General features: G+C 45.2%; 18 protein-coding genes and 8 pseudogenes. 20 read left to right on the forward strand and 6 right to left on the reverse strand.

Annotated elements, in window-relative coordinates:
• Positions 1-68 precede the first annotated feature (68 nt).
• The 9 genes and pseudogenes from cdaA to MMY81_RS11605 all read left to right on the forward strand — a co-directional run bounded on the left by cdaA (position 69) and on the right by MMY81_RS11605 (position 10861).
• Positions 69-892, forward strand: a pseudogene (cdaA, locus tag MMY81_RS11565) (diadenylate cyclase CdaA).
• 2 nt (positions 893-894) lie between these two features.
• Complete coding sequence (locus MMY81_RS11570; protein ID WP_252313024.1) at positions 895-1623, forward strand: CdaR family protein; 729 nt, start codon at positions 895-897, stop codon at positions 1621-1623.
• Between the two features lie 38 nt (positions 1624-1661).
• Positions 1662-2366: a CdaR family protein gene (locus MMY81_RS11575; protein ID WP_252313130.1), complete on the forward strand. Its 705-nt coding sequence runs from the start codon at positions 1662-1664 to the stop codon at positions 2364-2366.
• Between the two features lie 94 nt (positions 2367-2460).
• Positions 2461-3795: pseudogene (gene glmM, locus MMY81_RS11580) on the forward strand (phosphoglucosamine mutase); the annotation flags it as partial.
• Between the two features lie 105 nt (positions 3796-3900).
• Positions 3901-4707, forward strand: a pseudogene (gene zupT / locus MMY81_RS11585) (zinc transporter ZupT).
• Between the two features lie 25 nt (positions 4708-4732).
• Positions 4733-5544, forward strand: a pseudogene (locus tag MMY81_RS11590) (undecaprenyl-diphosphate phosphatase).
• Between the two features lie 238 nt (positions 5545-5782).
• Positions 5783-7207: pseudogene (locus MMY81_RS35190) on the forward strand (alpha-amylase).
• 421 nt (positions 7208-7628) lie between these two features.
• Positions 7629-9400 (forward strand): annotated as a pseudogene (gene glmS / locus MMY81_RS11600) (glutamine--fructose-6-phosphate transaminase (isomerizing)).
• A 327-nt stretch (positions 9401-9727) separates the two neighbouring features.
• Positions 9728-10861, forward strand: coding sequence for an NADH-dependent flavin oxidoreductase (locus MMY81_RS11605; protein WP_252313025.1), 1134 nt, complete (start codon positions 9728-9730; stop codon positions 10859-10861).
• Between the two features lie 92 nt (positions 10862-10953).
• Here MMY81_RS11605 and MMY81_RS11610 read toward each other — a convergent pair whose 3' ends face one another.
• Positions 10954-11526, reverse strand: a complete 573-nt coding sequence (locus MMY81_RS11610) for a YdeI/OmpD-associated family protein (protein ID WP_252313026.1) — start codon at positions 11524-11526, stop codon at positions 10954-10956.
• 44 nt (positions 11527-11570) lie between these two features.
• Between MMY81_RS11610 and MMY81_RS11615 the strand changes: the two genes are divergently transcribed.
• The 3 genes from MMY81_RS11615 (at position 11571) to MMY81_RS11625 (ending at position 13657) form a co-directional block, all read left to right on the forward strand.
• Positions 11571-12143, forward strand: coding sequence for a DinB family protein (locus MMY81_RS11615; protein WP_252313027.1), 573 nt, complete (start codon positions 11571-11573; stop codon positions 12141-12143).
• Positions 12140-12331 (forward strand): hypothetical protein, encoded by a 192-nt coding sequence (locus MMY81_RS11620; protein ID WP_252311511.1) that lies wholly within the window; start codon positions 12140-12142, stop codon positions 12329-12331. The genes MMY81_RS11615 and MMY81_RS11620 overlap by 4 nt, the downstream gene beginning before the upstream one ends.
• A gap of 339 nt (positions 12332-12670) precedes the next feature.
• A complete protein-coding gene (locus MMY81_RS11625; RefSeq protein WP_252313028.1) occupies positions 12671-13657 on the forward strand; it encodes an ABC transporter substrate-binding protein in 987 nt (328 codons plus the stop codon).
• A 76-nt stretch (positions 13658-13733) separates the two neighbouring features.
• Here the strand turns inward: MMY81_RS11625 and katG are convergent, their stop codons facing one another.
• From katG to MMY81_RS11640, 4 genes are all read right to left on the reverse strand, one after another.
• Complete coding sequence (katG, locus tag MMY81_RS11630; protein WP_252313029.1) at positions 13734-15935, reverse strand: catalase/peroxidase HPI; 2202 nt, start codon at positions 15933-15935, stop codon at positions 13734-13736.
• Positions 15936-16312: 377 nt separating this feature from the next.
• Entirely contained in the window at positions 16313-16540 is a 228-nt protein-coding gene (locus tag MMY81_RS36265; protein ID WP_483882488.1) for an alpha/beta hydrolase, read from the reverse strand.
• Positions 16541-16609: 69 nt separating this feature from the next.
• On the reverse strand, positions 16610-17197 hold the full coding sequence (locus MMY81_RS11635; RefSeq protein WP_252313030.1) for an alpha/beta hydrolase: 588 nt from the start codon (positions 17195-17197) through the stop codon (positions 16610-16612).
• A gap of 26 nt (positions 17198-17223) precedes the next feature.
• Positions 17224-17658 (reverse strand): DUF1801 domain-containing protein, encoded by a 435-nt coding sequence (locus MMY81_RS11640; RefSeq protein ID WP_252313031.1) that lies wholly within the window; start codon positions 17656-17658, stop codon positions 17224-17226.
• Between the two features lie 197 nt (positions 17659-17855).
• On the opposite strand from MMY81_RS11640, the gene MMY81_RS11645 reads away from it, so the two are divergent.
• The 5 genes from MMY81_RS11645 to MMY81_RS11665 are packed head-to-tail and all read left to right on the forward strand — an operon-like array spanning position 17856 to position 20497.
• Positions 17856-18263 (forward strand): serine aminopeptidase domain-containing protein, encoded by a 408-nt coding sequence (locus tag MMY81_RS11645; RefSeq protein WP_252313032.1) that lies wholly within the window; start codon positions 17856-17858, stop codon positions 18261-18263.
• Positions 18175-18435, forward strand: a complete 261-nt coding sequence (locus MMY81_RS11650; protein WP_252313033.1) for a serine aminopeptidase domain-containing protein — start codon at positions 18175-18177, stop codon at positions 18433-18435. Before MMY81_RS11645 ends, MMY81_RS11650 begins: the two co-directional genes overlap by 89 nt.
• A 4-nt stretch (positions 18436-18439) precedes the next feature.
• Complete coding sequence (locus MMY81_RS11655; protein ID WP_252313034.1) at positions 18440-18661, forward strand: serine aminopeptidase domain-containing protein; 222 nt, start codon at positions 18440-18442, stop codon at positions 18659-18661.
• A gap of 36 nt (positions 18662-18697) precedes the next feature.
• The gene (locus MMY81_RS11660; RefSeq protein ID WP_252313035.1) at positions 18698-19924 is read left to right on the forward strand and encodes an NADH:flavin oxidoreductase/NADH oxidase family protein; all 1227 of its coding nucleotides are present in this window, start codon (positions 18698-18700) and stop codon (positions 19922-19924) included.
• Between the two features lie 27 nt (positions 19925-19951).
• A complete protein-coding gene (locus MMY81_RS11665; protein WP_252313036.1) occupies positions 19952-20497 on the forward strand; it encodes a hypothetical protein in 546 nt (181 codons plus the stop codon).
• A gap of 61 nt (positions 20498-20558) precedes the next feature.
• Here MMY81_RS11665 and hisD read toward each other — a convergent pair.
• Positions 20559-21837, reverse strand: a pseudogene (gene hisD / locus MMY81_RS11670) (histidinol dehydrogenase).
• 241 nt (positions 21838-22078) lie between these two features.
• Here hisD and MMY81_RS11675 point away from each other — a divergent pair.
• From MMY81_RS11675 to MMY81_RS11685, 3 genes and pseudogenes are all read left to right on the forward strand, one after another.
• Positions 22079-23077, forward strand: coding sequence for a LacI family DNA-binding transcriptional regulator (locus MMY81_RS11675; protein ID WP_252313037.1), 999 nt, complete (start codon positions 22079-22081; stop codon positions 23075-23077).
• A gap of 154 nt (positions 23078-23231) precedes the next feature.
• A pseudogene (glcD, locus tag MMY81_RS11680) lies at positions 23232-24637 on the forward strand (glycolate oxidase subunit GlcD).
• Positions 24634-25977, forward strand: coding sequence for a (Fe-S)-binding protein (locus tag MMY81_RS11685; protein WP_252313038.1), 1344 nt, complete (start codon positions 24634-24636; stop codon positions 25975-25977). Before glcD ends, MMY81_RS11685 begins: the two are co-directional and overlap by 4 nt.
• Positions 25978-25984: the final 7 nt, after the last annotated feature.

The raw sequence follows: 25984 nt of genomic DNA on the forward strand, positions 1-25984 counted from the left end.
TTTCGAGAAGAACAATAGAGAACTTATGCTATAATGGATCTGTTGTTTTCTTTTTTCGCTAGACAAAAATGGAGGAAAAGCGCATGTTTTTTGGAGAGGATTTTAACCTGTTGCGAACCCTTGGCGCAGTAGTGGACATTGTGCTTGTTGCCTACGTATTATATAAATTGATTACCGTAATTAGGGGAACAAGAGCTGTTCAGCTCGTCAAAGGGATCTTATTTATTCTTATTATATGGTTTTTAAGCAGTGTATTTGGCCTGAGAACATTGCAGTGGATTATGTCCCAAGCTGTTACATACGGGCTTCTGGCCATTATTATTATTTTTCAGCCGGAGCTTAGAAGAGCGCTCGAACAGCTCGGAAGAGGCAGGTTATTTGGGCGTGCTTTAATGCCTACAGAGGAAAGTTCACGGAAAACAGTGGACGCGATTACTAAATCTGTACGGTATATGTCCAAGAGGCGGATCGGCGCCTTAATTTCTATTGAAAAAGGGACGGGAATGAATGATTATGTGGAAACAGGCATACCGATGAATGCTGCGATTACCTCGGAGCTGCTCATTAATATTTTTATTCCGAACGCCCCTTTGCACGATGGTGCGCTGATTATGCGCAACAATGAAATTGCAGCGGCTGCCTGTTACCCCCGTCTGAAAATCCTTTTATTTCGAAAGAACTTGGAACCAGACACAGAGCTGCACTGGGTATCAGCGAGGTTACAGACTGTCTGACGGTAGTAGTATCGGAGGAAACCGGCAGCGTCTCAGTAACTAAAAACGGGGAGCTCCATCGTAATTTAGACGAGGATACGCTTCTTGCCATGCTGGAAAAAGAACTTATTTCCGATGATCGTCACAGCAGTAGTTTGTGGCAGTGGGGGAGATCCTAATTATGATGGATAATATGTTCAGCAATAAATGGTTTGTCCGTTTTATATCCCTGTGCATTGCCATCATGCTGTTTATGATGGTTAATATGAATAACAATGTAAGCAATCAGGCAAGTGTACTGCCGGATCGTGAAGACAGCACGGTTGAATTGGACGATGTAGAATTAGTTGTGGACTATGACGAGGAAAGTTATTCCGCGACGGCAACCACGCCTGATGATCTGATCGTTCAGCTTTCCGGCTCCCAAACCTCCCTTACCTTATTTCAGCTTTCCAACACTTCTCATGAAGTGTTTGTGAATGCTGAGGATCTTGGGCCGGGGGAGCACCAGGTACCGATTGAAAATAGGAATTTCCCGGCGGATCTTGAAGTCTCTGTTTCTCCGGAGTATGCTACGGTAGTGGTAGAAGAGCTGGAAACAATGTCTTATCCGGTAGAAGTAGAATTAACAAACGAAGACGATACAGAAGAATCTTATCAAACGGATGATTTTTCAGTTAATCCCGGCAGCGTGGATATTCAGGCTGGTTCCAGCGTGCATGAAAGTATAAATGAGGTCTCCGTATTTGTCGACGTGTCGGGAGCCGCCAATACTATCGCAGGCGAAAAGGAAGTAATCGCCTACGATAATCAGGGAAATGAACTTGATATTCAAATAGAGCCTGAGACTGTAAATGTAACAATGGGGGAAGAAGGCGGAACGTCCGCGAACTGCCGATTACTCTTGTAAGAGAAGGAACACCTGAGAATGGAGCGAGCGTTGCTGCCCTGACTCCTTCACAGGAAGAAGCGCTGGTTTCAGCGCCCCAGGACGTATTGGATAGTCTGGATGCAATTGAAGTACCTGTTGATTTATCAGCCATCGGCGAAGAAGGCGGAACGATAGAAGTCGATATCCCCCTTCCTGAAGGAGTCGAGGCTGTACAGCCGGAAACGATAGAAGTCGAAGTCGAAGTAGGAGAAGGCGGCACAGCCACCTTCTCCAATATTCCTATAAACATTGAAAATGTTCCGGAAGGACGAACAGTACAGTGGGAGTCTCCGGCAGACGGAGCCGTGAACGTATCAGTAGAAGGAACGGCTGATTCGGTTGACGGCCTTAATGCCGGGGATATTTCTTTGAGTGCAGACTGGCAGGAAGGTGGAAGTACAGAAGCCGGTGCAGCCAAGACCTTGACACTGCAGGCGTCCGGTCCGGATAATATAGAAGTTTCCCCTGATTCCTCTGAAGTGACGCTTTCGACTGTAGAAAACAATGAAGAATCCGGAGGCGGTGCTGAAGAGTCGGAAAATCCGAACGATGCCGAAACGGAACCTGAAACGCCAGAGGGGGAGCCATCCGATCCAGCAAGTCCGGAAGAACCGCAGTCTGAGCCTTCTCCAGAGCACCGCCGGAAGAAGAAAATCCAGTGGAAGAATCTCCGGAAGAACCCGATACTACAGAAGAACCGGATGACGGCTCCAATGGAGTAGAAAGCAGCGAAAACAATTACGATCCTACGGGCATGCAGAAATAAATCAATCGGAAAATGAAAACGAAAATGAAGGAGATAGATAATGGGTAAATTTTGGAACGGATGGTGTAAGAGGGGTAGCCAACACAGAGCTGTCACCGAACTGGCTTTTTCGTATCGGCCGTGCCGGCGGGTACGTACTTACAAAAGAAACAGAAAATCCTAAAGTACTTATTGGAAGAGATACCCGCATTTCAGGTGAAATGCTTGAAGGGGCTCTAGTTGCAGGCCTTCTTTCCATCGGAGCAGAAGTAATGAGGCTTGGCGTGGTTTCAACGCCCGGAGTCGCTTACTTAACAAAAGCCCTCAGCGCGCAGGCAGGCGTTATGATATCAGCTTCCCACAATCCAGTAGAAGACAACGGCATTAAATTTTTTGGTTCCGACGGTTTTAAGCTGACAGATGCTCAGGAAGCCGAGATAGAAGTGCTTTTGGACGGGGAGGATACTCTTCCGCGTCCAACAGGAAAAGACCTTGGTATCGTCAATGACTATTTTGAAGGCGGACAAAATATATCCACTTCCTGAAACAAACGATTAATGAAGATTTTGCAGGACTTCATGTCGCTTTGGACTGTGCTCATGGAGCGGCTTCATCACTCGCACCGCACCTGTTTGCAGATCTGGAAGCGGATATTTCCACTATGGGAAACAACCCGGATGGATTGAATATCAATGATAACGTAGGATCTACACATCCGGAAGGTTTAGCTGCTTTTGTTAAAGAAAAAGGAGCAGATATCGGCCTTGCATTTGACGGAGACGCAGATCGTCTGATCGCGGTGGATGAAAAGGGAACGCTTGTAGACGGCGATCAGATTATGTATATTTGTGCCAAGCATCTTAAGCAGGAAAACAGACTTACCGAGAATACACTCGTTACTACAGTAATGAGCAATCTGGGATTATATAAAGCTTTGGAAAAAATCGGCATTGAAACGAAAAAACTGCAGTAGGCGACCGTTATGTTATGGAGGAAATGCGTAAAGGCGGTTTCAGTCTTGGCGGTGAGCAGTCCGGCCATCTGATTTTCCTTGATCATATTACAACAGGAGACGGCATGCTTTCAGCGCTTCAGCTGGTTGATATTATGAAATCGACCGGAAAGAAACTGTCTGAACTTGCTTCTGAAATGGAAATTTTTTCCGCAGAAGCTTATCAACGTGAGAGTCCACAATAAACACGAAGTGGCTTCCAATCCACATGTAAAAGAAGCTATTGATAAAGCAGAAAAGAAATGAACGGCAATGGACGTATTCTTGTCCGTCCTTCCGGTACAGAGTCGCTTGTACGGGTAATGGCAGAAGCAGAAACAAAGGAATTGTGCAAAGTTACGTAGAAGAAATAGCAAGTGTGGTAGAAGAACACATGGGAACCCAGAGGGCATAAACGCTTCTCCAAAAGCATCTTGGGCCTGACTGCCTGAGGTGTTTTTGGAATGCCTCCTGTTCATCGCTGAAATAACTTATTTTACTTTAAAAGGAGGAGCCAAACGTGCCGGAAAATGTCCTCTTTGCCCTTGCGCTGACACTTATGGCAGGCCTGGCTACAGAATAGGAAGCTTTCTGGCTTTCTTTACTTCCACGACAAATACAAAATTTCTTTCCGTCTCACTTGGATTTTCCGCAGGCGTGATGATTTATATCTCCATGATTGAAATATATGTGAAGGCCCAGGAATCACTCGTAAGCGCTCTGGAAATGTGGGCGGGCAGTGGTCTACTGCTGGTGGTTTTTTTGGAGGAATGCTTTTGATTGCGGCGATTGACAGGCTGATACCTAAACAGGGAAATCCCCATGAATTAAAAACGTGTGGAGGATATGTCTGCGGTCAACCGGTCAAGAGAAGAGCCGGATCTTCTGAAAATGGGAACGTTCACGGCCCTTCGATTGCGATTCATAACTTCCCGGAAGGGATAGCCACATTTGCTTCAGCTCTTGAGGATCCGACGCTTGGGATAGCCATTGCTGTAGCGATTGCGATACATAATATTCCGGAAGGATAGCTGTATCAGTGCCTATTTATTTTGCTACAGGAAGCAAACGCAAAGCGTTTAAACTGTCTTTTTTATCCGGGCTGTCCGAGCCGCTTGGTGCGATTATTGCTTTTTTATTTTTAATGCCTTTTTTAAACGATGTGACGTTTGGCGTTATGTTTGCCGGGGTGGCAGGTATTATGGTTTTCATATCATTGGATGAACTTCTGCCGGCCGCAAAGCGGTATGACGAAACACACCTTCCAATTTATGGACTGATCGCCGGTATGGCCGTAATGGCTGTCAGCCTGCTTTTATTTATCTAATAACCTACAAAGGATGTTCAATGATATGCAGGATATATGGACGCTTCTTAAATATTTATTTCTAGGGCTTTTTCAGGGGATTACCGAACCAATCCCGATTTCCTCCAGCGGACACTTGGTTATTGTTCAAGAGTTAATCGGACTCGGTAACACAGGCTTGAATTTCTTGTGCTTGTTAATTTTGGATCATTGATTGCCGTACTGGTTGTCTACTGGCATGATATCGTTAAACTCGCAGCAAATGGCATCACTTACGTAACGACAAGAAAAGCTGCTGCGCGGGATGACTTCGATTTTATTTTGTATCTGGTTATCGCAACAATACCGGCGGGCGTGATAGGACTAACGCTTGGAGACTATATTGAATCCGAGCTTGATAAAGTATGGATCGTCGGCGCCACGCTGATTGTTACTGGATTTGCACTGTGGATTATCAGAAATCTGCGGGGCAGCAGAAACGACGGCCAGCTGAACTGGAAAGATGCCGTTATTATTGGTCTGGCTCAGGCAGTGGCGTTAATTCCGGGTATCAGTCGTTCTGGAGCGACTATTGTAGCTGCTATGCTGCTGGGCACAAAACAGGAAACGGCGCTTCGTTTTTCGTTTCTGCTTTACATTCCGATCAGCATCGGTACGACCGTTTTATCCCTCGATACTATTTTGGGTGAAAACCTGCCTGAGATGTGGGTAAATTACCTGGTGGCCTTTATTGCTTCTATTATTGCTTCCTACATCTCTTTAAAATGGTTTATGAATATTATGGCAAAAGGAAATCTGAAGTATTTTGCAATCTACTGTTTTATTGTCGGTGCCCTGGTTCTGTTGTTTATTGGGTAATTGATAGAAAATATGCCAGGAAAAATACCTGTAAGCATGCGCTTACAGGTATTTTTTAACCGCAGCAGGTTTCGGCCGGCTGATATTTAGGGTAATCTATAAGAATAGAATCATTTTTTTCTCATGAGACGGTATCTGAAGCCGCAAACCGGTTTCAGCCTTTTTATGGGAGAAGATTCTTTTTTTTAAGAATCCGATAAGCTGTCTAATGGAAAAATTAATCATAGGAGAAGTGAACATGAAGAAAAATCACACAATGATGCAGTTTTTGAATGGCACCTGGAAGCAGATGGGCCCATTGGAACAGGCTTAAGAAATGGCTTCAATGCTGAAGGAAAACGGAATCGATTCTGTTTGGATTCCGCCTGCGGCTAAATCAGAAACACCTGATGATAATGGATATGGAGTATACGACTATATGACCTGGGGAATTTGACCAAAAGGGATCGATACGGACGAAATACGGCACAAAAGAAGAGCTTCTGAAGCCATTGCCCTGTCATGAGCACGACATCTGCGTCTATGCGATGTTGTTATGAACCATAAAGCGGCAGCGGATGAAAAAGAAACATTTGAAGTAGTAAAAGTAACGAAGAGAACCGAAACGAAGACATAGGAGAGCCTTTTGAGATGGAAGGCTGGACGAAATTTACGTTTCCGGGTCGCGGGACACCCATTCCGATTTCAAATGGAACTACACGCATTTTAACGGTACAGATTATAATGCAAGCGACGATGAAGAAGGCATATTCCGTATTCTTGGAGAAGATAAGGCCTGGAATGAGAATGTAGCAGATGAATTTGGAAACTATGACTTTCTCATGTTTGCAAACTATGACTACAATAATCCGGAAGTCAGAGAAGAAATGATCTCCTGGAGCAAATGGCTGACGGATACTTTAGAGGTCGACGGCTACCGTCTGGATGCTATTAAACATATAAACTATGATTTTGTGAAGGAATTTGCCGAGCAGGCGATGGAGCACGGTGGCGAAGACTTTTACATTGTCGGGGAATTCTGGCTCTCTGATTAAGAATGCCAGGCTTTTCTGGATAACATTGATTATAAGATCGACCTGTTTGATGTATCGCTCCACTTTAATCTGCACAATGCTTCCAATGCCGGAGCAGACTATGACCTGCGGGAAATATTTGAGGACACGCTCGTGAGTCCCACCATGCATGCGGTAACGTTTGTGGATAATCATGATTCCCAGCCTGAGGAATCACTGGAATCATGGGTGGAAGAGCCGTTTAAACAGAGCGCCTATGCGTTAATTTTATTAAGAGAAGACGGCTATCCTTGCGTTTTTACGGAGATTATTTCGGCATCAACGGACCTGCTCCGGAAGAAGGGAAAGCAGAAGATTGATCCGCTTTTTATGTCGTAAAAAAAGCCTACGGAGAACAGAAGATATTTTGAGAAGCTAACCTGATCGGCTGGGTCCGGCGGGAACAGAAGAAATGGAAGGATCCGGCTGCGCCGTTGTTATTTCCAATGAAGGGGATAACAGTTTAACATGAATGTCGGAGAAGAGCATGCCGGCGAGGCATGGGTCGATATACCGTAACTGCAAAGACGAAATCATCATCGAAGAAGACGGTACGGCTTCTTTTCCTGTTATGGGAGAAAGTAAGCGTATGGGCCACACCTGACGAATAAAAACAGAGAATCCGGAAAATTACAGAAAACTGTAACCCGGATTCTTTTTTCACGTCTAATATGGGTTGTCATACTTTACTTATTACTTCTTTTTAAAAAGATATTGCATTATATGGGAAAAGATAGTAAGATAACCATGATTCTATTTAAAGAACAGGAGGATAGAGAAAATCCATACTATAGCGCCTGAACTGTTCCGTACGGAGAACAACACGAACAGTTGACGAGGAGGAGGTTCATCGAGCATCGGCGGATGCCTCCCGGTTGTCCGGCACAATCGTCAGCAGCAGGATTAAAACAAGGAGGCAACTCTTTGCACAACGTCCTTCTGCAAGCCGCCAAACTAATAAAAAGAAAAGAGCGGGGCACAGCTTGCAGCCCCGAGGACATGCTGTGGCCCCGCTTAGGAGGTCATGATTATATGTGTGGAATAGTAGGATATATAGGAAATGAACAGGCAGCAGATATTCTTTTAAAGGCTTAAAGAAGCTGGAATACCGCGGGTACGACTCGGCTGGTATCGCTTGGTAGGAAATGAAGGCATCGATTTATACAAGGAGCAGGGACGCATTGCTGTACTTGAAGAAGCGTCGGACGAAGCTCCCGGCACAATCGGCATCGGCATACCCGCTGGGCTACCCACGGACCGCCAAGCCGCCTGAATGCACACCCTCACCAGAGTACTTCTGAGCGTTTTACCATTGTTCATAATGGCGTTATAGAAAACTATAACGAGCTGAAAAAAAATTTCTGCAGGGTGTAAACTAATAAGTGATACGGATACAGAAGTTATTGTGCAGATCGTTGAATTCGTAAACGAAGGCTTGTCTACGAAGATGCTTCCGCCGTACTCTTTCCGTTCTTGAAGGCTCTTACGCCACCGCGTTGATTGATAACGACGATTCTGATGTGATCTACGTTGGAAAAACAAAAGCCCGCTTCTTATCGGAGTAGGAAATGGCGTAAACGTTATCGCGTTCTGATGCAATGGCTATGCTTCATGTAACAAAAGAATTCATGGAAATCATGGACGGGAAATTGTCGTGCTGACGCAGAACAGTGTGAAAGTAAAAACATTGGATGGCAGCCGGTCAGCCGTGACACCTTCACAACAGATATCGACGAAAGCGATACTGAAAAAGGCACTACTCCATTTCATGCTCAAGAAATCGACGAGCAGCCTTTTGTTATCCGTAACATTATCCAGAAATACCAGATGAATCCGGAGATATTAAGCTTGATGAAAATATCCGTGCCGCCATCAATGATACGGACGTATTTATATATTGCTGCAGGTACAAGCTATCATGCCGGCCTGGTTGGAAAAGAAATGCTGGAAAAAGTAGCAAAAAAACCAGTAGAAGTCACATTGCCAGTGAATTTCTCTATAACGAACCATTATATCCGCCAATCCGCTCTTTATCTTTATTTCACAAAGCGGCGAAACCGCAGATTCCCGCGGCGTTCTTGAAATGCTAAGAAAAACGGCTATCGTTCCATTACAATTACAAACGTACCGGGCTCTACGCTTTCCCGTGAGGCAGATTTCACGCTTCACACGTATGCAGGCCGGAAATTGCCGTAGCCTCTACAAAGGCCTTATACAGCCAAATGGCGGTATTCTCTATTCTTGCTATGGACAGTGCCGTGCGCAGGGAATCAGACGACTTTAATGCGATCCAGGAGCTCAGCCTTATTGCAACGCGATGGAAGTGCTGTGTGACCAAAGACGTCATGGAGCAGATTGCCCGTGATTATCTGCTGGAAACACGCAACTGCTTCTTTATCGGCCGCTCTATGGACTACAGCGTCGTTCAGGAAGGTGCTTTGAAGCTTAAAGAAATCTCCTACATTCAGGCAGAAGGATTTGCCGGCGGAGAGCTTAAGCACGGAACGATTGCCCTTATTGAAGACGGCACTCCGGTTATTGCGGTAACTACGCAGAAAGCAACAAACCTTAATATCCGCGGCAACGTGCGCGAAGTAGAAGCACGGGGCGCCAACGCATGCATCATCAGTACCGAAGACACGAAGCAGGACGGCGACCGCATTGTTCTGCCAACGATCAACGAACTGATGACACCTCTTGTGTCTGTTATTCCACTTCAGCTGATCTCCTATTATGCAGCCCTTCACAGAGGCTGCGACGTGGATAAGCCAAGAAACCTTGCGAAAAGTGTAACAGTGGAATAGGGATTTGAATGGTATAAATAATTGGTCTGGTTTTATAATAAAGACTGATTAAAATAATTTCCGGATAGGTAGTACACCCCAAACGTTAGAGTAATATCTAATGTTTGGGGTGTTTTTTATGTTCTATAGAGAACAAGTCATCCAGGAGTGACTCCATGAACGGTATAGAGGCAGACGATTGGCTCAGAAATATCGATCAAAGCCGGCGCATCCCATCCATGAAAAGTACTTTGGTTTGACATAGGTAGGATACACCTTTAATTTGTATATATGCAACTTGCATATAACCGGCGAGGATACATGTAAATTACAGGAGGCATTGCAGCAATGGATACGAAATTTGCACCATTATTTGAAAAAGTAACATTACCTAATAAAGTAGAATTAAGAAATAGATTTGTCTTAGCACCACTCACTCATGTATCTTCCAACGATGACGGTACAATTTCTGATGTGGAAATTGATTATGTGGAACAACGTTCTAAAGATGTAGGATTAGCTATTTCTGCAGCCAGCTATGTGACTGATTTAGGAAAAGCATTTCCCGGACAACCGTCGGTTGCACATGATTCGGACATTGATGGCTTAAAACGCTTAGCTGAAGCTATGAAAAAAAATGGAGCAAAAGCTATTGTACAAATTCATCATGGCGGGGCACAGTCACTGCCTCGTTTAACACCAAACGGAGATGCAGCTGCTCCAAGCCCTATCACTTTGCAAAGCTTCGACGAAAAAGAAGAACATCATGCCCGGGAAATGACGAACGAAGAAATTGAACAAACCATTACAGCATTTGGTGAAGCAACACGTCGAGTGATCGAAGCAGGATTTGATGGGGTAGAAATTCATGGCGCCAACCATTATCTAATACAGCAATTTGTTTCACCATACTATAATCGTCGCGAGGATGAGTGGGGAGAAAATAGATTAAAATTCCCAATCAAAGTTGTAGATGAGGTAGTTCATACGGTTAAAGCTTATGCAGATGAGAAGTTCATCGTTGGTTATAGATTCTCACCAGAAGAAGCAGAAACTCCAGGTATAAGTATGGAAATTACGGAGGAACTGGTGAAAAATTTAATTGAAAAACCGTTGGATTATTTACATGTTTCCCTAATGGATGTTGACGCTGAAACTCGTGAAGGCAAGTATCAAGGCGAAGGAAGAGTTAAATTACTTCATCAATGGATTGATGGCCGTATGCCGTTAGTTGTTATCGGATCCATATTCACTGCTGAACAAGCCCTGGAAGCTGTAGAATCAAAAAATGTTGAACTATTAGCCTTGGGCAGGGAAATTCTATTAGATCATCATTTCATTAATAAAATTCAAAATGGCAAAGAGAACGATATCGTTTCAAAATTTGATCCCAATAGTGAAGAGAAACACGATTTACCACCTAACTTATGGAAACAATTCAATGAGGGTTTCTATCCACTGCCACGAACTGATGGTAAGTAATTCTGTAAAGCAAACGCCAAAAAAAGGTGAGTCCCCTTTGTCTAATTATAGGCAGAGGGGTTTTTTATTTTAAACTAAAAATAAGCATCGTTTTAATAATCAAGCAGCCGTCCGTTATCATTCCACTGCCCGTACATTTTATTTTCTCTCGTGTTTTCAACAAACTTATCCAATCGTTTATAAAAAAGCGCAGGGTCCTTTTTAATACTTTGGATGGTATCAATTCGAATTCTTCGGTACAGTTCAGGGAAATGAAGGAAATTTTGATATATTTGTTCGTCTTCTTTGAGACGGCTCTCAATCTCTTCGTCAATCGTAAAAGATTCCGGCTTCATGTCGGGGAGAACCCTGCGCCCTTCTTTTTTCATTAATCCCAGCTTATCCAGTCTTCTTACTCTTTCTTTATTTAATTCCGTCCAATTGCTTTTCTTCCTTCGCGGAGAGAGCCTCTGTGCTGTTTCACCGGTATCCGGGAGTTTCTTTACGATACCGTCTATCCAGCCAAAACACAGGGCTTCCTCGACGGCATCCAGGTACAGAATGGAGTCTGCTTTTTTACTCCTGCTTACAATGATCCAGCAGCAAGTTTCTTTAGTTGAATATTCTTCAAGCCACTTTCTTAATTCCGGTCTTGTTTTAACCTTGAGTAAGTTCTCGACTTCCATGTGGACACCTCCTTATATAGAGTTGTACAAGAAAGGATTTGTATATGAATAATAATGATGCATTAAAAGACAATATTCAATTTCAATTCAGTATTTCCAGAAAGCTTCTGGAATACCACCTTTCTTCGCTGGAACAGGAAGAATATATGTGGCAGCCGTCGAAAAGCAGTTTGTATATTAAAGAAACAGATGGAATATGGTATGCAGAACTGCCTGAAACAGAGTCTTATGAGATAGGTCCTCCAAGTATTGCTTGGACTTTATGGCACATTACTTTTTGGTGGGAAATGGTTTTTGATCATTCTTTTGGAAGTGGAAATTTAACAAAAGAGGATATAGAGGTCACGGCTGATGCTGCAAAAATAAAAAAGCATCTGCACAACCTGGCCGATAGATGGGAGGAAAAGCTGTCGCAGCTAACGGAGGAGGAGTGGACCAGCAGCCAGCTGAGTGCATTCCCTTTTAATAAAGAAGTGGAATTTCATAAATTAGCCTCATGGTTGAACCTGGAACTGATGAAAAATGCTTCTGAAATTGGATACGCCAGGTTCGATTACGCGGCTGATGTGGAGCGGTTAAATGCAAATACCAAAGCAGCAAAGGGGTCTGACTTATGAAAGATATATGGATTGTTCCGTTAGTAGTGTTTATTTCAGTAGCTGCTGCTTCATTAATTATGAGCTACGCGGCTCCTGGCATAGGCGGGGGTATTCGTACCATTATAATTGTTACTGTCGCTGCTCTATCTGCTTTCCTGGCACAGCGGATTTTTAATAAAAAACAAAACGCTGCTCAAGGAAAATAAACGGTTCGCTTTTTCGAGACCATGTGTTATATAGAAAACGTATAAAAAGCTCTGCACTGGGTGTGTCCGGTTCAGAGCTTTTACGTATGATACTAATGTTCTATTTCACGAAGGAAGCGTTCATCTTAAAAAGAATCATTGACTAAAAGAAAGATATAGAGATAAAATGATAATGATTATCAATATCATTTGATTGTATGTTTTTATTATACATATGATGCTTTGGAAATGGAAAGGTCTCTAATAAAACGTAAAAAGGAGGTAATCAGCAAAAGCGATCTATAAAGCGATAGAAACAACCCCTTATTAATTTTGTTTATTGAAAACTGGAGGACAGTCATGCAAACGTTAAGATCCCATTCGTTTTTTTATCCATATTCGCTCATAATAAGTGCACTTATTTTAGTACTATTCATAGCTGGATGCAGTACAAATACAGCTGAGGAAACAAACGCTGAATCTGAATCTGCTGAAGGTGCAGAGGAGAACTATCATGAAATCACCCATGAAATGGGCGTAACAGAAGTACCGGATGAGCCCAAAAGAATAGCGGTGCTTAGTCCTAACTATGTTGATAATTTGTATGTATATGATGTAATTCCTGTGCTGGCAGCTGAATCCTCGCTCACGAATGAAAAGGTATCGTCACATCTGCCTCAGGAATTATATGAAGATGTTCAGTTTATTGGAGGAGATGATTTTAACTTAGAAGCAATCCTGGAAGCTGAGCCGGATTTGATTATTGGCCAGGACAAAGCCGGGAAGCTGTACGACGAACTTTCCAGTATTGCTCCTACAGTTATTTTGGGAAATGATGAATGGCGTGAAACACACGCTGCATTTGGAGAAATTTTAGGTATGGAAGAAGAATCTAAGGTTTGGCTCGATCAATATGAAGATAAAGCGACAGAAGCCAAACATAAGATTACTGCATCTCTTGGCGGGGAAACAGTTGCTTTCATGAGGGTACTTCCAAAAGAATTCCGCATTCATGGTACAACAGATCAGCGGTTCATTGACGGTACGCTTTATCAGGATTTAGGACTGAATCCATCTGAAGGAGTGCCGGAGGAAAGAAAAGCGATCTCGCTTGAAGGAATAGCCACAGTTAACGCTGATCATTTTCTCCTTGAATACAATACAGCGTCCCAGCAGGATAACCAGGCAGAAGAGAGGTATCATGCGTTAATGGAAAGTGGTGTCTGGCAGCAGATGAAAGCAGTGAAACAGGATAATGTCCATACTGTCCCTGATTGGTTTATTCAGGTTGGTCCATATGCCAGAACAATGGCCATTGATTACGTAACAGAAACATTAGTAGAGTAATAACATACAATCCTAATGCTTTGTACAAAAAAACGGGCTTTCCTGCAATAACAGGAAAGCCCGGTTCTATTTTTACTTATTTTTTAACATCGAAGCGGTCTGCGTCCATGATCTTAACCCAGGCCTTAATAAAGTCTTTAACAAATTTCTCTTCGTTGTCGTCCTGCGCATACACTTCAGAGTGAGCGCGGAGAACGGAATGAGAACCGAAGACAAGGTCTACTCTTGATCCTGTGCGGACAAGTTCACCTGTTTTGCGGTCATATGCTTCATAGATGCCGTTGTCGGTTTCTGACGGCTTCCAGTCTACACTCATATCCATAAGGTTCACGAAGAAATCGTTGCTTAGAACGCCGGGACGGTCTGTATAGACGCCGTGCTTCGTACCTTTGTAGTTTGCGTCAAGAGCGCGCATACCGCCGACTAATACAGTCATTTCATGAGCGGAAAGCCCAAGAAGCTGTGCTTTATCGACAAGCAGCTCTTCAAAAGAAACAGTATACTCTTTCTTTTGATAGTTGCGGAAGCCATCTGTTTCCGGCTCAAGCGCTTCAAAGTTTTCTACATCTGTCTGTTCCTGCGTCGCGTCGCCGCGGCCCGGAGTAAATGGTACTTTAACGTCAAAGCCTGCTTCTTTCGCAGACTTTTCAATAGCCGCGCTTCCGCCGAGAACAATCAGGTCAGCGATGCTGACGTTCTTGTCGAGGCCTTTTTGAATTTCTTCCAATTTGCTGAGCACTTTGGAAAGTTCTTCCGGCTCATTTACTTCCCAGTCTTTCTGTGGAGAAAGACGGATACGTGCACCATTTGCGCCGCCGCGCTTGTCGGAATGGCGGAACGTGCTTGCAGAAGCCCATGCTGTTTTAACAAGCTGGCTTACAGAAAGGCCGGAATCAAGAAGCTTTCCTTTAAGCTCTTCAATTTCTGTTTCGTTGAGTTCATAATCTACTTCTGGTACAGGATCCTGCCAGATAAATACTTCTTCCGGTACTTCCGGTCCGAGGTATCTGTCGCGTGGTCCCATATCACGGTGAAGGAGCTTAAACCAGGCGCGTGCGAATGCGTCTGCAAACTCGTCTGGATTCGCATAAAAGCGGCGGCAGATCTTTTCGTATTCCGGATCTACGCGCATAGCCATATCAGCCGTTGTCATCATTGTTTTTACTTTTTTATCAGCATCACCGGCGTCTGGTGCAAGGTGGTCTTCATCAGGAGAAACAGGCTCCCACTGATAGGCACCGGCCGGACTCTTAGTGAGTTCCCACTCATAGCCGAACAGCATGTCAAAATAGCTGAGATCCCATGTCGTTGGAGTAGGCGTCCATGCGCCTTCAATTCCGCTTGTGATCGTGTAAGGACCGTTTCCGCTTTCGTAGGTGCTCTTCCAGCCAAGACCCTGGTTTTCAAGCTGAGAGCCTTCCGGATCAGCACTTACGTGAGATGGATCACCTGCGCCGTGGGCTTTACCGAATGTATGGCCGCCGGCAGTCAGGGCTGCTGTTTCTTCGTCATTCATTCCCATTCTCTTGAACGTTTCACGGATATCGCGGGCACTGCCTGCTGGATCCGGCTTGCCGTTAGGACCTTCAGGGTTTACATAAACTAAGCCCATCTGAACAGCGGCTAAAGGATTCTCAAGCTCGCGCTCGCCGGAATAACGCTCATCACCGAGCCAGTCTTTCTCAGGTCCCCAGTTTACGTCTTCTTCCGGGCTCCAGATGTCAGGACGGCCGGCGCCAAATCCGATGGTTTTTCCTCCCATGGATTCGATGGCTACGTTTCCTGCAAGAACAAGAAGGTCGGCCCAGGAAATTTTGTTTCCGTATTTCTGCTTGATTGGCCACAAGAGGCGGCGTGCTTTATCAAGGTTTCCGTTATCCGGCCAGCTGTTTAGAGGTGCGAAACGCTGCGAGCCGCTTCCACCGCCGCCGCGTCCGTCAGCTGTGCGGTATGTTCCAGCTGAATGCCATGACATACGGATGAAAAATGGACCATAATGTCCGTAGTCTGCAGGCCACCAGTCCTGGCTGTCTGTCATAAGATCAAGAAGATCTTTTTTCATTGCATCGTAATCAAGTTTTTTGAATTCTTCTGTATAATCAAAGTCTTCTCCAAGTGGATTAGTCTTCGTGTCGTGCTGGTGAAGAACGTTCAGGTCGAGAAGACCCGGCCACCAATCTTTATTTGTTGTTCCTTTTGTTCCGCTTACTGGTTTGCTTGGAGCGCCCTCGCCCGTAAATGGACACTGGCCGCCTGTTCCGTTATCTGACATATTCATACATTCCCCTTTCTATTTTAAAGAATAAAACAGCAAAGATGTTCAGCCTCTGTTCATTTATACTAAAATGGTAAAAGGCTGTATTAATTCTTACATTGTAATTATAATAAATTATAACGTAAATAAAAAGTAAAATGAAGGAATTTAGAAAAATTACTTGAGGACCCTGTAAAAAAGCAGAAGTTATTGAATAAATGCCCCGGAGGTGGATTGTTTAAACGTGTTCCTGAAGAACATTCAGCGGAGATCGCCAACACCTGCATAAACAGCCCCGTAAAAGAGGGGAAGAGGCAGTGCAGATTCCAGGTGAAAAGCGGTCAAATGAGAATGTTACCGCTGCATTATCACTTATTTTCCTGCGGGCAGGTCCGGCCTTTTTATAAATGAGTCCGAAGCGTATTAATGATAAGGTCCCACGCCTGTTGGGCGGATTCTTTTTTTCCGTTATGAGTAAAGGCATGAAAGGTACCGGGAAACGTATAGAAATCTGCAGGGGTGCGGGCCTCTCGCAAACGGAACGCGTATTCTTTGGCTTCGCGGGCAAGGGAATCAAATTCGGGAGTAAACAAAAAGAGCAGGGGGGAGTCCTTCGAGATATGGCTCATACAGAGGGGATATATAAGGATGAAGGCTGTCCTGATAATCCTTTAAATAGCTTGCCGCAAATAATTCCGCTATTGCTGCAGGGATAGCGCCGGAGACGGCTGGCTTGCAGCGGGGACTCGTATCCAGATCCAGGATGGGGGAATCAAGAATTTGGAGAATCGCAGAGGCAGTCCCGTATCTCGAAGAAGAAGTACAGAAGCGGCTGCCAGATTGCCCCCGGCACTGTGGCCGCCAAGCGAATAGCGCGCCATATCAAGGCCGAGCGCTGACTGGTGTTCATGCAGCCAGGAAAGAACGTCGCGGATCTCAAAAAGAGTAACAGGAAACTGTGTTTTGGGAGCCAGGTGGTACTCTACATTTACAACCACGCATGGCGTCTGCGAGGCAACGTATTTCCCCCACCCTTCGTCATCCCGGGCCCGTCCCATAAAAAACCCGCCGCCATGCAGGTTTACAAACACGGGCCTATTCGCTCCCGATTGAGCCGGCGGGTAATACATATGAATTTGCGTAAAACCCGCTGCTGTTTCCAATATAAAAGAAACATCCGTTGTAATAGATAGAGGCGGCGCGATATGAAAAGGGGAAAATCGGCTCAGCGGCTTCTGCAGTGTGCGGAGTACGGCCGTGTACAGCCGCATTTTATAAGGGTGCATTCCGGACATCTCCCTTCGTGTACTGCTTACTCCCCTTCGTATTTTTTAATCCACTCTTCGCATGTCATTTTAGAAGCAAGTTCTCCCATCAGCTGATATGGAATGTTCTTCGGGTTTGTAAAACGAATACAGCTCTTACCCATGTTTAATTTGGCGCTCATATGAGAAGGGTATTCGTTTTGAAACCATTCCAATAATTTCTGATCGGCGTAAATACCCATATGGTATACGGAAATATAATTTTTTTGGGCGGCAAGACTGATGAATGGCAGAGGCGTATTTTTGTCAACGTGGTAGCCTTCCGGATAAAGCGTTAAAGGGACAACATAGGACGGCATACCGTACTGGATTTTCAATTCGAAACCAGGGGGAATATGCTGATCAATCACTTTTAGCAGGGCCGGAAATGAGTCTTTCCATTTTTCCTCTATGTTTTCTACATACTGTTCGACCTCGGACATAGGGTGATCCCCTCCTTTTTTACCAGCTCTTTCTTTTTATCCTAAGCGTATTTTTCTTTAAAATCAAAGACCATTTTCTATTCATGCAAAACATTTTCTGCTTCTGGGAAAGGGATTGCGGCCTGTTTTCCAGAATATAAAGAACAATTGCAGAAAAAGCTGATTGATTATCCTGAAAAATGAACGGAGGAGTCAATATGGAAGAGGAACGACAAATGACAACAATGGATGGAACGGAACTATTCAGCAAAAAGAATTCAGCGGAACAGCCCATAGCTGCCGCGGTGATTGTACATGGACTGGCAGAGCACATGGACCGCTACGAGGCGCTTACAGAAACACTGGTGAAGCATCGCATAACGGTATACCGATATGATCAGCGAGGGCACGCCCGTTCCGGAGGCAGACGAGTGTATTTCAGCGATTTTAATGAAATGCCGAATGATGCGAAAACGATGGTGGATACTGCCAAAACAGAAAATCCGGACCTGCCTGTGTTTTTTAATCGGCCACAGCATGGGCGGATTTACAGCAGCTGCTTTTGGAACAAAATACCCGGGACACGTCGATGGTATTATTTTATCGGGGGCATTAACGAGATATAATAAAGAAATTTTCGGCCCGCTTCCTGTTGATAAGCCGGATGATTTTTATTTCGATAATGAGCTTGGAGATGGAGTGTGCAGCGATCCTGCAGTCGTGAAGGCTTATGAAATGATCCGCTGGTGGAAAAGAAAATTCCGCCGGGCTGCTGAATGTTTTCCCTGCGGGTGTTGAATGGTTGAAGAGTCACTCTGAACGCTTTGCAGACCCCGTGCTCGTTCTGCACGGCAATGAGGATGGGCTTGTGGCAGAGAAAGATTCCCGGGATTTTTATGCAGACATCGCCTCCAGAGATAAAACATTAAAAATTTATGCTTTGTTGATGCATGAAATATTCAATGAGCCTTCCAAATATACTATTTACGGTGAAGTTATCGAATGGATCAATGAACGCGTATAATAAGAAATAAAGACTAGCCGCCGAGGAGTAAATAACATGACAGCTGTAACTATAAACCAGCCTTTTTGGATCAAGCAGGCTGTTTTCAAAAACCGGCTCGTGAAATCAGCGATGAGCGAAGCAATGGCCGGCAAAAACCATCTTCCTACAGACAAACTCTGCACTCTTTATGAAACATGGGCGAAAGGAGGAAGCGGCCTTGTTATCACCGGGAATGTAATGGTGGATGCAAAAGCGCTTGGAGAACCGGGAAATGTTGTACTGGACAGCCCGGATCATCTGGATGCATTTCAAACATGGGCAGAAGCCGGAACGAAGCATAACACACAGCTGTGGATGCAGATCAATCATCCCGGCAAACAGGTGATTAAAGGCGTGGCGGAAGAAGCGGTAGCGCCGTCTGCGGTTCCTTTTGAGCCTGCGTTGCAGCGGTTTTTTCCGATGTGCCGGGCTTTGGAAGAATCAGAAATTCTGGAAATTATTCGCAAATTTGCGCGCACCGCAGAGCTTGCGAAACAGGCTGGATTTACGGGGGTGCAGATTCATGCAGCTCACGGTTATTTAATCAGCCAGTTTCTTTCGCCGCGCCATAACGAGAGGACCGATCAGTGGGGAGGGCCGATCGAGAACCGTTTCCGCTTTCTCCGGGAGATTTATAAAGCCGCCCGCGAAAAGACAGGACCTGATTTTCCCATAGGCGTGAAAATTAACAGCTCCGACTTTATGAAGGCCGGTTTTTCCGAAGAGGAATCACGGTATGTGATCAGGGAACTTGACCGGCTGGGGGTGGATTTGATTGAAATTTCCGGCGGAACATATGAGCGTCCGGAAATGACGGGAAAAGGTGTGAGAGCTTCGACCGCAGAACGGGAAGCCTATTTTTTGGAGTATGCCGAAGCGCTGAAGCAGCAGACGGATGTGCCGCTTATCGTTACAGGGGGATTCCGGACTCTGCAGGGGATGAACGAAGCTCTGCAGAAACACGCCACTGATTTTATCGGACTGGCCCGTCCGCTTGCAGTCTACCCGGATTATGCCAATCAGCTGCTTCTGGGAAGAACTTCTGATTTTTCCATAAAACCTATTAAAACGGGTATTGGCTTTATTGATTCAAAAGGTATTCTGGAGCTGACCTGGTATGCCCAGCAGCTGCACCGGCTCGGAAGCGGCGGGAGAACAAAACCGTCCTTTTCTCCGCTGTTGTCACTGGGACTAACCTTATGGAAAAACGGAAAAGGAGTATTGGAACAAAGGCGTGCATAACAGCTGTTACCGACAGGAGGATGCGAGATGGATCAAGCGTTATGGGAAGCCTTTGAAAGGCTCGAACACGAAGATAAGCAAATCCGGTATCAGGCGTTTCTGGATGTGATGGCTGCGGCTGAAGAGGAAAATACGTGGTCTTATGACGTATGGGATCGCTGTACGCAGGATTTAGTACACCGTGATCCGCATCGACGGGCAACAGCTGCACAGATACTGTGCCGTCTGGCGAAAAGCGATCCGGAAGAGCGGATATTTGCTGTTTTTTCAGACTTGTATGACGTGACAAGAGATCCCAAATTCGTGACCGCCCGGCATGCCCTCCAATCTTTTTGGAGAATAGGACTTGGCGGAACACGCCAAAAAGAGGCCGTTGTGGAAGCATTGGAGTACCGTTTTCGTGAATGCATTTCCGAAAAAAATGATACGTTGATTCGTTCAGATATCCTGGAAGGTCTGAAAATGCTTTTTGACGAAACAGGGGATGCCGCAATTAAGGAAAAGGCGCTGGAACTAATGGACATAGAAGACAGGGAGAAGTATCAGAAAAAGTACATGAACATCTGGAAATGACAAAATAAAACATAAACAAGCAGGGGCGCCGGGCCTCTGCTTGTTTATTACTGTATAAATATTATTTCTTTTCGTAGCGCCTTACCCGAAGCGAGGCCTGTTCTTTATGGCCCATAAATCCTTCCAGCTCACAAAGCCTCTCCGCGTATTTTCCAATTTCGACACTGGCTTCTTCCGTAACACGCTGATACGTGCAGTTTTTTAGAAATTTGCCAACCCAGAGGCCGCCGGTGTATTTCGCTGCCTGCTTCGTTGGAAGCGTGTGATTGGTTCCGATAACCTTGTCTCCATAGGCAACATTTGTTTCCTGTCCTAGAAAGAGACCGCCGTAATTGGTCAGGTTCTGCAGAAAATAATCAGGATCCTCTGTCAGTACTTCAACATGTTCATATGCCAGCTTATCCGCCTCTACTACAGCCTCCTCCAGCGTTTCCACTAAAAGAATAGAACCGTGATCTCTCCAGGCGACTTCCGCTACGTCCGCAGTGGAAAGTGTCTGCAGCTGTCTCGCAATTTCTTTTTCCAGGGATTCAGCCAGAGCACGCGATGTAGTGATGACTGCTCCAGGGGAGGTAGGTCCATGTTCGGCCTGACCTAGTATATCTGTAGCAACGATTTCAGCATCAGCTGTATGATCTGCTATAACAAGAGTTTCTGTAGGTCCGGCGAGTAAATCAATGCCGACCTTGCCGAAAAGCTGGCGTTTCGCTTCAGCGACAAACGCGTTTCCGGGGCCGACTATCATATCAACCGGTTCAATACTCTCTGTACCAATAGACATCGCAGTCATCGCCTGAACACCGCCAAGAAGGTAAATTTCATCAGCTCCTGCCATGTGCATGGCTGCGATCGTGGCTGCAGGAACTTCGCCGTTGCTTGGAGGGGTGCAGGCAATTACACGTTTTACTCCGGCAACTTTTGCAGTAAGAATACTCATGTGGGAAGAAGCGACCATTGGGTAGTCGTCCACCGGGAATGTAGCAGCCTACGCTGTTAACGGGAATATTTTTATGTCCTAAAAAAACACCAGGTCTTGTTTCCACTTCAATATCCTGAATAGAACTGCGCTGATGCCGGGCAAAATTTTGAATCTGTTCCTGAGCGAATTGAATGTCTTCTATCACTTGTTTAGGAAGCTCCCCTATAATAGTCTGGATATCTTCCGGAGACAGAAGAAAGCTCTCGGGACTCCACTTATCAAATTTTTCGGAAAGTTCCCGAACGGCAGTATCGCCTCTGGCCTCAATATCCTTAATAATGCCGCTTACAGCCTGTTCGACTTTAGTACTGGCATCCTGCTTCTGCTGATCGGACTGCCCTTCTTTTATATAAGTAACCATAGCCCACCCGCCCTTTTCGTTTATTGTGAATACGTAGTCATTATAGAATGTAAACGCTTATATGTAAATGCTATTTTTATAAAAAAGAAAAGAGAACCGTCTTTTTTATGAAAAGCTGCGTAAAAGGAGCGTACAGAAGTATAGTATATTCGTTCTGAATGACTGCAGATTGACAAACAGGGATGGACCTTTTAATATATTTATGAATACGTATTAATAAAACAGAGCGGGGTATGAAAAAATGGCTTCTTCCAAAGATGTAGCAAAAACAGCCGGTGTTTCACAGTCTACGGTATCACGCGTACTCAATGATCCATCGAAAGTAAATCCGGAAACCGTAGCCAATGTGCAAAAAGCAATGAAATCGCTGAATTATCGTCCAAATTTAATTGCCCGCAGCCTGAAGCAGCGGAAAACGAAATCTATCGCTCTCATTACGGGGCATTTACATAATCCATTTTTTGTTGATACCACAATGGAAATTGTTGAATATGCAAAGCAGCAGGGCTACCATACGTTAGTGTATTTTGAAGACCAGGGAGACAATCTCTCCGTTTATGAAGAAGTGTTAAAGCAGCAGGTAGACGGCATTATTTTATCTTCTATTTTTTTTGAAGATCCAATCTATAAAGAACTGGAGGCCTCAGGTGTTCCGTTTGTGATGTTTAACAGGCGACATCAGGCCGGAGGTAATTTTGTAGAAACAGATAATGAAAAGGCTGGTATACTGGCTGCCAACCACCTGCTGAAACTCGGTCATACAAAAATTGCCTGGATTGGGGGGAGAACCTATGCTTCCACATTCCAGGGACGGCTGGAAGGGTATAAAAAAGCCATGCAGGCAACCAATCATCAGGTAGATCCGGAATGGATTAAAGAAACCGATACGACAGAAGCATCGGTGAGGGAAGCGGTGGACAGCCTTCTGCTGTTGGATAATAAACCAACCGCTATTTTTGCCGCTACTGATTCGATGGCGCTTTTCTGCCAGAATTATTTGATGAAAATGGGATATACGATCCCGGATAATTTCAGCATCTGCGGCATGGATAACATTGATATTACGGCCCATGCCGGTATTCAAATGACGACGATAACGCACGAATCAAAAAAACCGATGGGGCTTTATGCGATCGAACATCTTATTTATATGATGGAAGAAGAAAAGCAGATAAAAGAAATGGCACTCACTCTTCAGCCAACACTGATTATCCGCAACACAACAGGCCCGAAACGATAACCTTTCCACTATGGAAAGGTTTTATTTATGCTTGTATTGTATGATAATATAAAATAATAAATGTAAACGCTTTATTTTTGTATGTTTATCTATATCTATTCACGGCTGATCGTATTAGGATAAAGGAAACGAGCGGTGAAAGGGTGGAAACAGTATGCTGGATGAAAATACAAAACAACGATTTACGGAAATCGTAGGGATAGATAACTTTTTCGATTCGCCTTCGGATATGCTTACGTATTCTTATGACGGCACTCCGGAATTTCAGTCGATGCCGGATGGAGTCATCGCACCAAGAAATACAGAAGAGATAGCAGCTGTGGTTAAAGTCTGCAGCGAAAAGGAAATCCCGATTGTCCCGAGAGGTTCGGGTACCAATTTGTCTGCCGGCACGTGTCCGACTTCAGGGGGAATTGTCCTGCTTTTTAAGCACTTAAACCGTATTAAGGAAATCGATGAGGATAATTTAACGGTTACCGTAGAACCAGGTGTAATCACGCTGGATATGATTCACGCCGTTGAGGCAAGAGGGCTGTTCTATCCGCCGGATCCAAGTTCTATGAAAATTTCCACTATCGGCGGCAACGTGAGTGAAAATTCAGGTGGTCTGCGCGGCTTGAAGTACGGAGTGACGAAAGACTATGTGCTTGGGATGACCGTTGTAGTGGCTAATGGAGATATCATTCACCTTGGCGGAAAGCTGACTAAGGATGTAGCTGGGTATGATCTGAAGAGCCTGTTTGTTGGGGCGGAAGGTACGCTTGGTATTGTAACGGAAGTGATTTTAAAGCTGATTCCCATCCCGGAAACAAAGCAGACGGTGCTTGCGGTATATGATGATATTCAAGCTGCAGCCGATTCGGTATCGGCTATTATTTCCAATAAAATTATCCCGGCTACGCTGGAATTTCTCGATCAGGGAACGATCCGGGTCGTGGAGGACTTTGCCCACGTCGGCCTGCCGACAGAAGCAAGCGCGATTTTATTAATTGAGCAGGATGGACCGGAAGCGGTGGTAGCTTCGGATATTGAAAAAATCACGGCAGTCTGTAAAGAAAATAAGGCGGTATCGGTTCAGGCAGCGGCGACTGAAGAAGAAGCGGAAGGGCTTCGCACGGCCAGAAGATCAGCCCTGGCCGCCCTGGCACGTCTGCGGCCGACGACCATTCTCGAAGACGCGACCGTACCCCGTTCGATGGTAGCTCCGATGGTAAAGGCGATCAATGAGATTGCAGAAAAATACCAGGTGACAATCTGTACATTCGGCCATGCCGGTGATGGCAACCTGCACCCTACCTGCCTGACGGATGCGCGCGATAAAGAAGAAATGGAACGGTGGAAAAAGCTTTCGCTGATATTTTTCAAACCTCGATTGATATGGGGGGCACGATTACCGGCGAGCACGGCGTAGGTGAAATGAAAGCGCCGTATCTTCACCTGAAGCTCGGTCAGGAAGGGATTGCCGCCATGCAGGCGGTCAAAACGGGCCTTGATCCTAAAAACATTATGAATCCTAAGAAAATATTCGGAGAAGTAAAGCCTAAGGAGGTGACTTCATGAGTACGGAATCGAAAAAACAGGAAATGATTATCGACTGGCAGAAACGGATGGATCAGGATGAAATGCTGAACTGTATGCGGTGCGGCTTCTGTCTGCCGTCCTGCCCTACGTATGAAGAATCCGGATTTCAGGAATCCCAGTCTCCGAGAGGACGGATTGCGCTCATGAAAGGGGTCGCTGACGGCCTGATAGAGCCTGATGAAAAAGTAGAAGAATCTTTAAATCAATGTCTTGGATGCCGTGCCTGTGAACCGGTCTGTCCATCAGGCGTTAAATACGGTCATCTCCTGGAAGAAGTACGGGACGTAGTGAACCAGAACAAAACGCACAGTTTTCCTGAAAAAGTGATACGCCGCGGGGTGTTCTATGAGCTGTTTCCCCACCAGAACCGGATGAGAATGGCGGTGGGTTTTCTTGGCTTATACCAGCGTACAGGACTGCAGAAAGCGGTTCGGAAAACAAAGCTGCTGAATAGACTGCCGGAACCAATGGGAACAATGGAAAAGGTGCTTCCGCAGGTTCCAAAAATGCGTGACATGAAAAACCGTCCGGTGCATTATCATACAGAAAATCCACAAAAGCGTGTGGCGTTCTTTTCCGGATGTTTGATGGATACGATGTTTATGAGCACAAATGACGCAACAGCAAAGCTCTTGCAAAAAGCGGGATGCGATATTGTGATTCCGGAAAGTCAGGCCTGCTGCGGAGCACTCCACGGTCACAGCGGCGAGAAGGAAAAAGCAAAAGCAATGGCGAAACGTAATATAGAAGCATTTGAAGAATTAAACGTTGATTACATTGTGACGAACGCCGGCGGATGCGGAGCATTTTTAATCGATTACGGCCATCTGCTGAAAGACGAGCCCGAATGGACAGAGAGGGCGGAGACATTTGCCGGTAAGCTGAAGGACATGTCCACCGTACTGATGGAGCTCGATTTTCCGGGCAGGGGATATCGTCTGCCGGAACAGGTTATTACGTATCAGGACTCATGCCATCTCAAAAACGTGATGCATACGACGACGGAGCCGAGACAGCTGATTCAAAGCATTCAGGGAACAGAATACAAAGAAATGAAAGATGCCGGACGCTGCTGCGGATCAGCCGGTATTTATAATATTGTTGAATCTGAAATGTCGATGAAAATTCTGGATTCGAAAATGATCAATGCGAAAGCAGCCAAGGCGGCAACCATTGTTACCACCAACCCGGGCTGCCTGCTGCAGATGAAACTGGGCATAGAGAGAGAAGGACTGTCAGGACAGGTCCGGGCCGTGCATTTAGCAGATCTGCTTTTGGAAGCAGTGGAATACGAAGAAAAAGAAGTATCTTCTGTATAAGGGGACA

The organism is Sinobaca sp. H24 (assembly GCF_023845525.1).